General features: G+C 69.7%; 10 protein-coding genes. 8 read left to right on the forward strand and 2 right to left on the reverse strand.

What is annotated here, in order from left to right; translation table 11 throughout:
* Positions 1-12: 12 nt before the first annotated feature.
* The gene (locus tag OC534_RS16445; RefSeq protein WP_262072199.1) at positions 13-909 is read left to right on the forward strand and encodes a LysR family transcriptional regulator; all 897 of its coding nucleotides are present in this window, start codon (positions 13-15) and stop codon (positions 907-909) included.
* Between the two features lie 39 nt (positions 910-948).
* Here OC534_RS16445 and OC534_RS16450 read toward each other — a convergent pair whose 3' ends face one another.
* Positions 949-3777, reverse strand: a complete 2829-nt coding sequence (locus OC534_RS16450; RefSeq protein ID WP_136006925.1) for a glycoside hydrolase family 3 C-terminal domain-containing protein — start codon at positions 3775-3777, stop codon at positions 949-951.
* 259 nt (positions 3778-4036) lie between these two features.
* Positions 4037-4474, reverse strand: coding sequence for a helix-turn-helix domain-containing protein (locus OC534_RS16455; protein ID WP_262072200.1), 438 nt, complete (start codon positions 4472-4474; stop codon positions 4037-4039).
* Positions 4475-4551: 77 nt separating this feature from the next.
* Here OC534_RS16455 and OC534_RS16460 point away from each other — a divergent pair, with 77 nt between their 5' ends.
* From OC534_RS16460 to OC534_RS16490, 7 genes are all read left to right on the forward strand, one after another.
* On the forward strand, positions 4552-5721 hold the full coding sequence (locus tag OC534_RS16460) for an MFS transporter (RefSeq protein WP_153165256.1): 1170 nt from the start codon (positions 4552-4554) through the stop codon (positions 5719-5721).
* A 43-nt stretch (positions 5722-5764) separates the two neighbouring features.
* Positions 5765-6670 carry a LysR family transcriptional regulator gene (locus tag OC534_RS16465; protein ID WP_136006931.1) on the forward strand — a complete coding sequence of 302 codons (906 nt, stop codon included), beginning with the start codon at positions 5765-5767 and terminating at the stop codon, positions 6668-6670.
* Positions 6671-6762: 92 nt separating this feature from the next.
* The gene (locus OC534_RS16470) at positions 6763-7416 is read left to right on the forward strand and encodes a DsbA family protein (RefSeq protein ID WP_262072201.1); all 654 of its coding nucleotides are present in this window, start codon (positions 6763-6765) and stop codon (positions 7414-7416) included.
* Between the two features lie 31 nt (positions 7417-7447).
* Entirely contained in the window at positions 7448-8476 is a 1029-nt protein-coding gene (locus OC534_RS16475; RefSeq protein WP_017356861.1) for a cyclase family protein, read from the forward strand.
* 126 nt (positions 8477-8602) lie between these two features.
* A complete protein-coding gene (imuA, locus tag OC534_RS16480; RefSeq protein ID WP_153165258.1) occupies positions 8603-9211 on the forward strand; it encodes a translesion DNA synthesis-associated protein ImuA in 609 nt (202 codons plus the stop codon).
* A gap of 9 nt (positions 9212-9220) precedes the next feature.
* Positions 9221-10639 (forward strand): DNA polymerase Y family protein, encoded by a 1419-nt coding sequence (locus OC534_RS16485; RefSeq protein WP_136006939.1) that lies wholly within the window; start codon positions 9221-9223, stop codon positions 10637-10639.
* Complete coding sequence (locus OC534_RS16490) at positions 10636-13737, forward strand: error-prone DNA polymerase (protein WP_136006941.1); 3102 nt, start codon at positions 10636-10638, stop codon at positions 13735-13737. Before OC534_RS16485 ends, OC534_RS16490 begins: the two co-directional genes overlap by 4 nt.
* Positions 13738-13762 lie beyond the last annotated feature (25 nt).

Here is a 13762-nt window from a genome sequence, read left to right on the forward strand (position 1 = left end):
CCAGAGAGCGCGATGGTCAGCCTGGACCGCTTCGATACCTTCAAGGCCGTGGTCGATGCCGGCAGCCTGACCGCAGCGGCCCAACGGCTGGGCCAGAGCAAGGCAGTGGTGAGCTTCAACCTGAAACGGCTGGAGCAGGAGCTGGGCGTGACCCTGCTGGTGCGCAACACGCGCAGCCTGGCACTGACCGAAGCGGGCGAGCGCTTCCACCAGCATTGCACTGCGATGCTCGCCAGCGCCGAGCTGGCCATCGAGGAAGCCCGCAGCGAACAGCAGCACCTGCGTGGCACGCTGCGCCTGACCACCACGCCCGAATATGCGATCGCCAGGGTGGTGCCGCTGCTGGAGCGCTTCCGTGCACTGCACCCGCAGCTGCGCCTGCACCTGTCGACCTCGCCGACGCATGCCGACCTGATTCCGGAACGGTTCGACCTGGCGATCCGGTTGGGGCGCATGGCCGATTCCCGGCTGCGCGCCACCCTGCTCGACGAGCATGCGTTGTGCGCGGTGGCCGCGCCGTCGGTGCTGTCCCCGCTGCCGGACGAGGCCGCGCGCGATGATCCGGACTGGGTGCGGACGCTGCCGCGGTTGGGCTATCCGCGCCTGGCGGACCTGCCGTTGATCGCCCCCGATGGCAGCGATCAGATCTTTGCCTGCAACCCAGCCGATGCGGTGGTCACGGTGGACAACGCGTCCACACTGCGCGCCTTCGCGCTGGCCGGGGCCGGGGCGACGGTGCTGCCGAGGTGGTTGATCGACGAGGATCTTGCCTGCGGTCGGCTGCTGCCGATCCTGCGCAGGCACCGCTTCCCGCGCCAGGGCGTCTATGCGGTGTTTCCGGACACGGCCCAGCCCTCGCGGCGGGTGCAGCTGCTGCTGGCGCACCTGCGCCAGCACCTGCCGGAGTGAGCGGCAGGCACGACGCAGCGTCGTGCCTGCCGGTGGTCCTCAACGTACGACGGTTGCGTCCAGCACGACATCCACGTGCTGCACCGGATCGGTGGCCGAACGCGCCACCTGCACCTGGTAACGGCCGGCGGCGATCTTCCACTGCTTGTCGGCGGTATCGAAGCTGGCCAGGGTCTTCGGCTCGGCCTCGATGCGGATGCGGCGGCGCTCGCCCGGCTGCAGCATCACCTTCTGGAAGCCGATCAGGCGGATCGGGGTGACGCTGCCTTCGGGCAGGGTGAGATACAGCTGCGCCACGTCCGCGCCGGCCACCTTGCCGGTGTTGCGCACGTCCACGGTGGCCACCAGCCGCTGGCCTTCCACGGTCACCGCCAGGTTGTCGTAGCCGAACTGCGTGTAGGACAGGCCGTGGCCGAACGCGAACTGCGGCACCAGACCCTTGGCGGCGAACCACTTGTAGCCCACGTTGGCGCCTTCGATGTCGTAGTCGATGGTGTCGTCGGGCTTCTGCTTGGGCGTGAAGCCCAGTCCGTTCACGTGCGGACGCGGCAACTGGCTGGCATCCACCGGCCAGGTCACCGGCAGGCGGCCGGACGGATTGACCTTGCCGGTCAGCAGCGCGGCGATGCCTTCACCGCCACGGATGCCCGGGTACCAGGCCTGCAGAACGGACGGCACCTGCTGCAGCCACGGCAGCTCGACCGGACCATTGGTTTCCAGCACCACCACGGTCTTCGGGTTGGCCTTGGCCACGCCGGCAATCAGCGCGTCCTGGTTGTCAGGCAGCTGCATGTGCGGCAGATCGACCGACTCGGCCGACCACTGCGTGGCAAAGACGATGGCGACGTCGGCAGCGGCGGCAGCGCGCGCGGCAGCGGCCACGTCACGCCCATCGACATAGCTGATCTGCGCATCCGGACGCTCTGCACGCAGGGCCTCCAGCGGTGAGGACGGGTGGAAGATCACCGGACCCGGCCAGGTGGTCGGCAGCACGCCTGGCACGGCGTTGGTGCCGCGTGCGGTCCAGCCCACCATCGACGAACCGCCGCCACCGATCACGCCCTTGTCGGCATGGCCACCAATGATCACGATGCGCTGCACGTCCTTGCCCAGCGGCAGCAGGTCGCCGGCGTTGCGCAGCAGCACGCTGCCCTCTTCCACGGTGCGCTGCGCGGCCAGGAAGCCGGCCTCGTCGTCGATCGGCTGGTGCTGCGGCGGCAGGTCGAAGTTGCCGTGCGCGAACATGGTGCGCAGGATGCGGGCGACCATGTCGTCCAGGCGTGCCTGCGGCACAACGCCACCGGCCACGGCCAGGCGCAGCGGTTCATCGAAATACACCGCCTTGTCGAACACCTCGCCGGCCGACTGCTGGTCCAGACCGGCCAGGGCCGCCTTGGAACCGCTGTGCACGCCGCCCCAGTCGGACATCACGAAACCGGGGAACTTCCACTCCTGCTTGAGCACCTGGTTCATCAGGTAGTCGTGCTCGCAGCCGTAGATGCCGTTGATGCGGTTGTAGGAGCACATCACCGAACCGGGCTTGCCCGTTTCCAGTGCGATCTCGAAGGCCAGCAGGTCCGACTCGCGCATCGCCTGCTCGCCGATCTCGGCGCTGTGGAAATTGCGCGAGGTTTCCATGTCGTTGAGCGCGAAGTGCTTCATCGTGGAGATGACATGCTGGCTCTGCACGCCACGGATCGACTCGCCGACCAGGCGGCCGGCCAGCAGCGGATCTTCACCGGCGTACTCGAAGTTGCGGCCGTTGCGCGGATCGCGCTGCAGGTTGACGCTGCCGGCCAGCAGGATGTTGAAGCGCTGCTGCCAGGCTTCGCGGCCCATCGTGGCGCCGCCGGCAAAGGCGATCTGCGGGTTCCAGCTCGAGGCGGTGGACGGACCGGACGGCATGGCCGTGGCATGGTCGCCCTTGCGCAGGCCGCCCGGGTTGGTCACGCCGACGCCGGCATCGGCCGACTGCTGCGCCGGAATGCCCAGACGCGGAACGCCGGGCACGAAGCCGGCCGAGCCGACCGCGCCTTCCGGCAGCGGGCCACCATCCTTGCCCAGCCCGAAGTAGCTGTGCAGCATCTGGAATTTCTCATCGACGGTCATCTGCGCGACGAGCAGCGCCGCGCGAGCGTCGGCGCTCAGGCCGGTGTCCATCCACGGCTGTTCCCCGCCCACCGGGGCGGCGTAGCCGAGGGTCAGCAGCGTGCCGGCAACGCCCTGCTTGCCGGTATCGGTACGCAGCTTCACCGACGTGCTGGTGGCCGATTCGAAGCCCTGGCTGAAGTACGAACCGGTGGCGGCCGAGTCGAAGCCGGCGGCAGTAGCGCCTTCGGCATCGACCGCGCCCAGCAGCACAGCGGGCGCGCCCAGGCGCGTGGCGTCCACCAGATTTTTGACCGGGGCTGCACCGCTCGCCGCACCCACGCTGCGGGTGTAGAGCGCGACCACATGGGCACCATCGTTCAGGCGCAGGTAGTTCAGGTCGCCGGACGCGCTGTCCAGTTCGGCTTCCACGGGCAGGCGCGAGATCACGATGCTGCCGCGGCGTTCTGCCGCGTCGGCCGCACCGGTCACGAAGCGGTACGAGTAACCCAGCCGGTCAGCCAGGACCTGAAGCGGGTCGGCGGCGGGGCCGGCATCGGCCGCGCGCACCACATTGCCGATGGTCAGGGCGTCCACCTGCAGGGCCTGCAGCTGGTCGGCCAGTACCGTGGCGTCGATGCGCTCGGGCGCCTGTTCCAGGCTCAACACGGTGAAGGCATCGCCAGTGGCGACAGCCTTGGGCAGCGCGGCCAAGGCCGGGGCGGACAGCGAGAGTGCGATGGCGGCCGTCAGGGCCAGGGGCTTTGAAATCGTTTTCATGAGCGGGCGAAACACCTTTGCTTGCGCAATAAATCCAGGGAGTCTTGCCGCAGAAGGGTGCAGCGCCGTACGGGCGGGCCGCGGGCCGCAAGGGCCCGGACCGGGGTGATGCAGGTCAGTGTCGGCTACGCCCGGGCCCCTCCGCCCGACGTGACAGCCGCACTGCCGGGAGCCGCAGCGAAACCGATGCTCCCAGGCGAAGAGTGGGCGAGCCTGTTCATCGCTGTCAACACCGCGTTCACATCCGGGGCGGATCGCGTCAGGCCACAGGCTTGATCACCACGGTCTGCGCACTGCCGACCACCCGCCCCTGCAGGTCGCGCGGAAGCAGCGGTGCCAACGGTTCCCCGCCCTCACGGGTGTGCAGGACCGAGCGCGCTTCGCCTTCAGCGAAGCAGAACCCTTCGCCCCACTGGCGCAGCGCCACCACCAGCGGAAACAGGGCCTGGCCCTGGTCGGTCAGCGCGTAGTGGAGGTAGCGACCGCCATCGGGAGACGGCTGCTGGACCAGGATGCCGGCATCGGCCAGCGCCTGCAGGCGCTGGCTCAGCATGCTGCGCGACATCCCCAGGCTGCGCTGGAAATCGCTGAAGCGCTGCACGCCATCGAAGGCGTCGCGCACGATCAGCAGCGACCAGCGGTCGCCCACCACGTCCAGCGCACGGGCCACCGGGCAGGTCGGATTGGGAGTGTGCATGGCGGTGCTCCGATTTGATGGTTTCATTTTAGAACCATAAGACCCAGAATCAACTGGTTCTATTTTGAGACCAAAAGATGTCCGCTTCTGCAACCTGTCCCCGTACCGCCTCGCCGCTGATCCTGCTGTTCGCGTGCGCTGCCGGCCTGAGCGTCGCCAATGTCTATTACGCGCAGCCGCTGCTGGACGCGCTCGCCGCCGACCTGGGCATCGGCACCGCCCGGATCGGCGCGGTGATCGCCGCCACCCAGCTGGGGTCCGTGGCCGCATTGCTGTGGCTGGTGCCGCTGGGCGACCGCCTCCGCCGTCATCGGCTGCTGGCCGTCCAGAACGTTGCGCTGGTGATGGCCCTGCTCGGTGTGGCGGTGGCCGGCAGCGCGACGACGCTGCTGCTGGGCATGCTTGCGGTGGGCCTGCTCGGTACGGCCATGACCCAGGGTCTGATCGCCTACGCCGCGGCTGCCGCTTCGCCACACGAACGGGGCCGCGTGGTGGGTGCGGCGCAGGCCGGCGTGGTGATCGGGCTGCTGCTGGCGCGCGTGGTAGCCGGTGCGGTGGCCGACATCGGCGGCTGGCGCGCCGTGTATGGGCTGTCGGCCGGGTTGATGGTGATCACCGGCGTGCTGGTGTGGCTGCGCCTGCCGCGGCTGGCCGTGCCCGCAGCGGTGCCGCGTGTGTCGCTGCCCGCGCTGCTGCGCACGCAGCCGGTCCTGCGCAGGCGCGGCATGCTGGGACTGCTGATGTTCATCGCATTCGGACTGTTCTGGAGCACCGTGGCGCTGCCCTTGAGCGCACCGCCACATGCGCTGGGCCATACCGCCATCGGCGCCTTCGCACTGGTCGGCCTGGTCGGCGCGCTGGCCGCGGCACGCAGCGGCCACTGGAGCGACCAGGGCCACGCCGGGCGCGTGTCGGGCGCGGCGTTGCTGCTGTTGCTGGTCAGCTGGATACCGCTGGCCGCGCTGCCCGTGCACCTGGGCTGGCTGGTGCTTGGCGTGCTGCTGCTGGATCTGGCGGTGCAGGCGCTGCATGTGACCAACCAGAGCCTGATCCTGGCGGCCGCCCCGCAGGCCCAGGCACAGGCGATCGCAGCCTACATGCTGTTCTATGCGGCCGGCAGCGGCATCGGCGCCGTGGCCGGCAGCGCGTTGTATGCCGCGCACGGCTGGAGCGCGGTCTGCGGTGCCGGCGCCGTGGTATCGGGGGGGGCGCTGATGCTGTGGGCGCGCGCCCGGCGCAGTCCATAAGCGCTTCGCGCTACGCTGTACAACGATGAGAACGAGAGCTGTCGTGGATTCCTTCACCCTGATGCGCGCCTTCCGGCGGATCGTCGAACGCGGTGGCCTGGCGCGCGCCGCCGAGGATCTGGGCATGTCGGCGGCCGGTCTGAGCAAGCAGCTGCGCACGCTGGAAAGCCACCTGGGCGTGGTGCTGCTGCAGCGCACGACCCGCCGCATGAGCCTGACCGACACCGGCCATGCCTACTACGCCGAATGCTGTCGCCTGCTCGATGCGCTGGACGCACTGGAGCGCGGCATCGCCGAACAGCATGGCCAGGTCGGCGGCCGCCTGCGGGTCAATGCCCCGCTCTCGTTCGCGGTGAGCACGCTGTCGCCGCTGCTGCCGCGTTTCCTTGCCCTGCATCCGCAACTGGCGCTGGACCTGGTGATGGAAGACCGGGTGGTCGATGCCGTCGGTGAAGGCTTCGATGTGTCGCTGCGGCTGCGCGCGGACCTGGACGACTCCCGCCTGGTCGCGCGCCGGCTGGCCTCGCTGCAGCAGGTGCTGTGCGCGGCACCGGCCTACCTGCGGCACCACCCGGCGCCCACCACCGTCGAACAGTTGCGCGAGCATGCGCTGCTGGCCTACAGCCTGTCCGACTCGCCCGGCAGCTGGCCGTTGCAGGGGCCCGATGGGCGCATCAGCGTCCCTCTGCCAACCCGCGTCAGCGCCAACAACAGCCTGCTGCTGCGCGAGCTGCTGGTGGCCGGGATGGGCATCGGCGCACTGCCCTCGTTCCTGGCGGCGCCCTTGCTCGCCAACGGCCAGCTCCAGCAGGTGCTGCCCGACCACCGGTATCCGCCGCGCGTGGTCCACGCGATCTATCCCACCCAGCGCCACCTGCAACCCAAGGTGCGCGCCTTCATCGATTTCCTGCTTGAGGCACTCCCTCAGGCCGAGGGACTGGATTACTGACACCCGGCGAAAACTGAGCTGCCTGGCCACGGCTGTTTCGCCTGCCGTGCGCTGCCTAACCTGCGTTCTCCCCCGCTGAACCAGGTTCTGCCATGTCTTCTTCCCTTCCCCCCGCCACCGCATCGCGGCCGGTGGTCGAGTTCTTCCACGACGTGGTCTGCGGCTGGTGCTTCGTGCTCGCGCCACGGTTGGCCCGGGTCGCGGCCGAACTGGACATCCAGATACGGCACCGCAGCTTCGTCCTGCAGGACTCGCGCACGGAGATGATCCGGGTGTTCGGTTCGATGGCCGATGCCAAACGGATCATCCTGACCCATTGGGAGGAGTGCGCCGCGCAGGAGGACATCCCGCGCATCGACGTGGACGGCATGCGCGCGACCTCGTTCGACTACCCCTCCGGCTGGCAGGGTGCGCTGGCCTGCCAGGCCGCCGCGCTGCTGGGCGGCAACACCGCACACGGCACGATGTTCGATGCCATCCAGTGGGCGCACCTGCACCAGCACCGCAACATCGGCGATGTCGAGGTGCTGCTGGACATCGCCGAAGCGCTGGGCCATGCACGCGGCCGTTTCGCCGGGTACATGCGCGGCCCCGTCGCCCATGAACGCGTGCAGTCCGACCGTGCCCGGGCACGCGATCTCGGCATCCGCTCCATTCCCACCGTGATCGGCGCCGACGCGCTGCGCCTGCAGACCCTGCCATTGCCGCAGCTGCGCCAGGCGTTGGCCGCGCTGGTCCACGCCTGAGTTTTTCCGCCCCACTGCAAGGAGTTTTCCCATGTCGCTTCACCCTCTCGCCGCCGCACTGGGCCTGCTGCTCGGCGCGCTCGCGCTGCCCGCTGGCGCCCACCCGTCGGTGCCGACCGAACGCGTGCCATCCGGTCAACAGGTCGGCATCAGCCCCTGGGGGCCCACCGATGAGATCGGCCGGCTCAACCTGATCACCGACGCCTCGCGTGCGGCGATCCTGTCGCGCGTCACGGGCGGCAAGGTCTATGACCTGGCGACCGACTACTACGTCGGTATGCCCAGCTGGCAGGACGCCGGCGACCCGCACTACCAGTTCTGGATGACCCACACCCCGCAGGGCACGGTCATCGACGATCCGATGGGGGTGGGCGAAACGATGAACAGCACGCGCAGCTACACCGGCACGGCGTTCTCGATGTACAGCCACACCGGTACGCATATCGATGCGCTCAACCACTTCGGCATCCACGGCCGTATCTGGAACGGCTTCGAGGCCAGCCGGCATCTCGGGGACCGCGGCTGGAAAGTGACCGGCGTAGAGAAATTCCCTCCGCTGGTGGCGCGGGGCGTGCTGATCGACGTCGCCGGTGCCAAGGGCGTGGCGATGCTGCCGGACAACTACCGGGTCACCCGCCAGGATCTCCAGCAGGCCCTGCGCCGGCAGAAGATCGACCTGCGCCAGGGCGACATCGTGCTGATCCGCACCGGGCGCATGCAGCTGTTCGACCAGCCCCGGGCCTATATGGCCAACCCGCCGGGCATGAGCCTGGATGCAGCCCGCTTCCTGGTGGAGGACGGCGGGGCGATGGTGGTGGGCGCCGACAACCTCAGCTTCGAGACCTTCCCCTCCGAAGTGGCCGATGACTACGTGCCGTTGCACACCTATCTGCTGGCCCAGCAGGGCGCCCCGATCATCGAGCTGGTCGCGCTGGATGCGCTGGCCCGCGACCGGGTCTACGAGTTCGCCTTCATCGGCGGACCGCTGAAGATCCGGGGCGGTGACGCCGCGCCGCTGCGCCCCGTCGCGCTGCCGGTGCGCCCGGACGAAATTCATTAGCAATTTGACTCATTGGCGGTAGGATTGTCGGTATCAGCCCTTGACACCGTCCTTCCCGATACTCGCCGCCATGCCCCTGTTCCGTGCCCGCCCGCGCCTGTTCCAGCCCTCCCGGGAGGCCCGCTGATGGGCGCGGCCCGGGCCCTGGAAGACCTGCTGGCCAGCCGCCAGGTCTGGCGCGGGCAGCCGCGCACGGCGCCGGTCGAGGCCCCCCACCCCACCGGCCATCCGGCGCTGGACGCCCGCCTGCCGGGCGGCGGCTGGCCCCCCTCGGCCCTGTCCGAGATCCTGCTGTCCAGCCCGGGCCAGGGCGAGCTGGGGCTGGTCTGGCCGACCCTCGCGCGGCTGAGCCAGCAGCAGGCGGTGGTGCTGGTCGCCCCGCCGTGGCAACCGCATGCCCCGGCCTGGGCCGGCGCCGGGCTGGCGCTGGACCAGGTCCATATCGTCCGGGCCACCCCGCGCGAGGCGCTGTGGGCAGCCGAACAATGCCTGCGCTCGGCCGCCTGTGCGGCCGTGCTGTGCTGGCCACAGGGCGATGACCGTGCCCTGCGCCGGCTGCAGGTGGCCGCCGAAACCGGCCAGTGCCTGGGCTTCGCCTTCCGTGATGCCCGCCAGGCCCGCAATCCGTCCCCGGCCGCCCTGCGCCTGCAGGTCGACGATGGCCAGGTGCAGGTCCTCAAGTGCCGTGGCGGACGGGCACCGGCCCACCCGCTGCCGCTGTCGCTGGCGCATTGAGCCGCCGCCATGCAGTGGGCCTGCCTGTTGCTGCCGCAGTTGGCGCTGGATACCGCGTTGCGCCAGCAGCCCGATCCGTCGCTCGCGCTGGTGCTGGTCAGCGGGCCGGCACAGCGGCGCATGCTGCATGCGGTCAGCCCACGCGCGCGGCAGCTCGGGCTGCGCCGCGGCATGCTGCTGTCGGCCGCGCAGGTACTGACCGGCGAGCTGGTCTGCGTCGAGTACGATCCGCGCGCCGAACAGGCCACCCGTCAACTGCTGGCCAGTTGGCTGTACGGCATCAGCTCGCAGGTGAGTCTGGATTTTCCGCATGCGCTGGCCCTGGAGGTCGGTGCCAGCCGCGCGCTGTTCGGCGATTGGCCGGCGATTGAGCAGCGCCTGCACGAAGGCCTGCAGGAGCTCGGTTTCCGCCATCGTCTGGTGGCCGCGCCCAATCCCTACGCCGCCTGCGTGCTCACCCACCTGCACCCGCGCCTGGGCGTGGACGACAGCCACCTGCTGGCCGCCCTGGACCCGGTGCCGATCGAACGCAGCGGCCTGCCCGCCGATGCCGTCACGGTATTGACCCGCTCGGGCCTGCGTACGCTCGGGGCCGCCTTCGCGGTGCCGCGTGACAGCCTGGCGCGGCGTTTCGCGCCGCAGGTGCTGGCCCATCTGGATGCCCTGCGCGGCCTGCAGTCTCCGCTGCTGCGCTACTTCCAGCCCCCCGACCGGTTCGATGCGCGGATCGAGTTCGAGTACGAGATCGACTCCACCCAGGCCCTGCTGTTCCCGCTGCGTCGCCTGACCGCCGACCTGGCCGCCTTCCTGTGCTCGCGCGATGGCGGCGTGCAGCAGTTCGACCTGTGGTTCGAGCACGACGGCCAGCCCGACACCCGCCTGTCGATCGGTCTGCTGGCACCGGAGCGCGACCCGGCGATGCTGTTCGAGCTGGCGCGCAACCGGGTGGATCACCTGGCACTGCCCGCCGGCAGCCGCGGCCTGCGCCTGCAGGCCGAGCGCCTGCCACCGTTCGTGCCGGCCGCCCGTGACCTGTTCGACCCGCGCCCGCAGCAGGCCATGCCGTGGGAGCAGGTGCGCGAACGCCTGCGTGCACGGCTGGGCGACGACGCCGTGCAGGGCTTGGGGCTACGCGCCGACCACCGCCCGGAACGCGCCAGCGGCGATGCCGACGCCACCGGCAAGGCATCGCCGCCGGTGGCGTTGCCCCTGCGCCCCGGCTGGCTGCTGCCGCAACCGCAGCCGCTGCATGATCCCCATCTGCGCGTGCTCTCCGGGCCGGAGCGGATCGAGTCGGGCTGGTGGGACGCGGGCGATGTGCGCCGCGACTATTACGTGGTGGAAACCGCGCAGGGCCAACGCGGCTGGGCCTACACCGCGCCCGACGCCAGCGCCGGCCCATTCATGCTGCACGGCTGGTTCGCATGAACCTGCCTCTGCCCGACTATGCCGAGCTGCATTGCCTGTCGGCCTTCAGTTTCCAGCGCGGTGCCTCCACCGCCGAGGAACTGTTCGCGCGCGCCCGGGACCAGGGCTACCGGGCCCTGGCAATCACCGACGAATGCTCGCTGGCCGGCATCGTGCGCGCCTGGCAGGCCGCGCGCCGCCACGGTGTGGCGTTGATCACCGGCGCCGAGTTTCAATTGGAGGATGGCCCGCGCCTGGTGCTGCTGTGCACCGACCTGGCCAGCTATGCCGCGCTGTGCCAACTGATCACCACCTGCCGCCGGCGCGCGACCAAGGGCACCTATCGCTGCCTGCGCGACGACATCCAGGGGCTGTCCGCCAACCTGCTGTGCCTGTGGGTCGACCGCAGCCCCGATCCGGCCGATGCCGGCTGGCTGCAGGCCTGCTTCCCGCAGCGGCTGTGGCTGGCAGTGGAGCTGCACCGAGAGGCCGACGATGAAGCGCGCCTGCGCGTGCTGCAGCAGTTCGGCCAGACCCACCGGATTCCGCTGGTGGCCAGCGGCGATGCGCACATGCATGTGCGCCGCCGCCGCGCCCTGCAGGACACCCTCACTGCCATCCGCCACCATTGCACACTGGCCGACGCCGGCTGGCGCCTGTTCCCCAATGGCGAACGCCACCTGCGCAGCCGCCAGGCGCTGGCCCTGCTGTACCCCACCGCGCTGCTGGAGGAAACCCTGCGCATCGCCGCCCGCTGCCACTTCGACCTGTCGCAGCTGCGCTATACCTATCCGCGCGAACTGGTGCCGGCCGGGCACGATCCGGGGAGCTGGCTGCGCGCGCTGGTCGAGGACGGCATGCAATGGCGCTGGGGCGAGCGCACCACACCGGCCCAGCGGGCACAGATCGAACACGAACTGGACCTGATCGCAACCAAGCAGTACGCGTCCTACTTCCTCACCGTGCACGACATCGTGCGCTTCGCGCGCAGCCAGGAGATCCTGTGCCAGGGCCGGGGGTCGGCCGCCAATTCCTCGGTGTGCTACGTGCTGGGCATCACCGAGATCGATCCCAGCCACATGGAGCTGCTGTTCGAACGCTTCATTTCCGCCGAACGCGACGAACCGCCGGACATCGACATCGATTTCGAACACGAGCGCCGCGAGGAAGTGCTGCAGTACGTGTTCAACCGCTACGGCCGCGAGCGCGCCGCGCTGACCGCCGTGGCAATCAGCTACCGCGGGCGCAGCGCCGTGCGCGATGTAGCCCGCGCGCTCGGCCTGCCACCGGACCAGGTCAACGAGCTGGCCGCCTGCCTGGACCGCTGGAGCAGCCACGAACCGCTGCCCGACGCGCTGCGCGAACGCGGTTTCGACCCGGACACGCCGCTGATGCGGCGGGTGGTGGCGCTGACCGCCGAACTGGTCGATTTCCCCCGCCATCTGTCCCAGCATCCCGGCGGCTTTGTGATCTCCGAACATCCGCTGTCCACGCTCGTGCCGGTGGAGAACGCGGCCATGCCCGGGCGCACCGTGATCCAGTGGGACAAGGACGATCTGGATGCCACCGGGCTGATGAAAGTGGACTGTCTGGCACTGGGCATGCTCACCGCCGTGCGCAAATGCCTGGCACTGCTGCAGGCGCATGGCGAACCGCCGATGAGCATGGCCACCATCCCGCCCGACGACGTCGCCACCTACGACATGATCTGCCGCGCCGACACTCTGGGCGTGTTCCAGATCGAATCGCGCGCGCAGATGGCGATGCTGCCACGGATGCAACCGCGCTGTTTCTACGACCTGGTGATCGAAGTGGCAATCGTCCGCCCCGGTCCGATCCAGGGCGACATGGTGCATCCGTATCTGAACCGGCGGAAGCAGCTCAAGGAAAGCGGCGTCGAAGAAATCGACTACCCGCCGGCGCTGCACAAGGTATTCAAACGCACCCTGGGCGTGCCGCTGTTCCAGGAGCAGGTGATGCAGCTGGCCGTCGCCGCAGGCGGTTTCAGTCCCGGCGAGGCCGATGCGCTGCGCCGCTCGATGGCGGCCTGGAAACGCCACGGCGGGTTGGAACCGCATCGGGACAAGCTGCTCGCCGGCATGATCGGCAACGGCTACAGCCGCGACTATGGCGAGCGCCTGTTCGAACAGATCAAGGGCTTCGGCAGCTACGGCTTCCCGGAAAGCCATGCCGCCAGCTTTGCGCTGATCACCTATGTCAGCTGCTGGCTCAAATGCCACCACCCGGCCGCGTTCGCCGCCAGCCTGGTCAACAGCCAGCCGCTGGGGTTCTATACGCCCGACCAGATCCTGCAGGACGCGCGCCGCCACGGCGTACCGGTACTGCCCGTGGATGCCTGCCACAGCGCATGGGACTGCACGCTGGTGCCGCCGGCCGTGGCCGGTGCCGGGTTCGGCATCCGCCTGGGCCTGCGCATGATCGACGGCTTCAGCGAAGCGGTCGCCACCGCACTGGTGCAGGCACGCCAACGCGGGCCGTTCGAGAGCGTCGCCGACCTCAGCCAGCGCGCCCGCCTCGATCGGCGCCACCAGGGCCTGCTGGCCGATGCCGGCGCGCTCAAGGCACTCAGCGGCCATCGCCATCGCGCGCGCTGGGAGGTCTCCGGCGTTGAGAAACCGCTGCCGCTGTTCGCGCAGGCGCGCGCCACCGCCGAAGCCGAGGTGGCGCTGCCCGCTCCCACCGCGTTCGACGACATGCAGGCCGACTACAACAGCACCGGCACCACACTGGGCCGCCACATGGTGTCCTTCGTCCGCCCGCAGCTGCAGCAGCAGCGCTGCCTGCGCTCGGATGAACTGGCCGCGCTGCCACACGGCCGCAACGTGCGCTTTGCCGGGCTGGTGCGCATGCGGCAGCGTCCGCAGACAGCCAGCGGGGTCACCTTCCTGACGCTCGAAGACGAATGCGGCATGGTCAATGCCGTGGTCTGGCGGCGCATCGCCGACCGCCAGCACCGCGTGCTGGTGGAAGCGCGCCTGATGCAGATCGATGGCCGGCTCGAACGCGTGGACGGCGTGCAGCACCTGATCGTGCGGCAGATGCAGGACATCGGCGGCCTCATCGACGGTGTGCGCACGCACAGTCGCGACTTCCACTGACGCCTCCATGCGGCATGCTGTGATG

Origin of the sequence: Stenotrophomonas sp. Marseille-Q5258 (assembly GCF_946900935.1) — a bacterium.
Classification (GTDB): Bacteria; Pseudomonadota; Gammaproteobacteria; order Xanthomonadales; family Xanthomonadaceae; genus Stenotrophomonas; species Stenotrophomonas nematodicola.

What these genes read in the sequence shown, in the direction of transcription:
- OC534_RS16445 (WP_262072199.1), top strand. Translation starts at nt 13, where the DNA reads ATGGTCAGCCTGGACCGCTTCGATACCTTCAAGGCCGTGGTCGATGCC.
- OC534_RS16450 (WP_136006925.1), bottom strand. Translation starts at nt 3,777, where the DNA reads ATGAAAACGATTTCAAAGCCCCTGGCCCTGACGGCCGCCATCGCACTC.
- OC534_RS16485 (WP_136006939.1), top strand. Translation starts at nt 9,221, where the DNA reads ATGCAGTGGGCCTGCCTGTTGCTGCCGCAGTTGGCGCTGGATACCGCG.
- imuA (WP_153165258.1), top strand. Translation starts at nt 8,603, where the DNA reads ATGGGCGCGGCCCGGGCCCTGGAAGACCTGCTGGCCAGCCGCCAGGTC.
- OC534_RS16470 (WP_262072201.1), top strand. Translation starts at nt 6,763, where the DNA reads ATGTCTTCTTCCCTTCCCCCCGCCACCGCATCGCGGCCGGTGGTCGAG.
- OC534_RS16490 (WP_136006941.1), top strand. Translation starts at nt 10,636, where the DNA reads ATGAACCTGCCTCTGCCCGACTATGCCGAGCTGCATTGCCTGTCGGCC.
- OC534_RS16460 (WP_153165256.1), top strand. Translation starts at nt 4,552, where the DNA reads ATGTCCGCTTCTGCAACCTGTCCCCGTACCGCCTCGCCGCTGATCCTG.
- OC534_RS16475 (WP_017356861.1), top strand. Translation starts at nt 7,448, where the DNA reads ATGTCGCTTCACCCTCTCGCCGCCGCACTGGGCCTGCTGCTCGGCGCG.
- OC534_RS16455 (WP_262072200.1), bottom strand. Translation starts at nt 4,474, where the DNA reads ATGCACACTCCCAATCCGACCTGCCCGGTGGCCCGTGCGCTGGACGTG.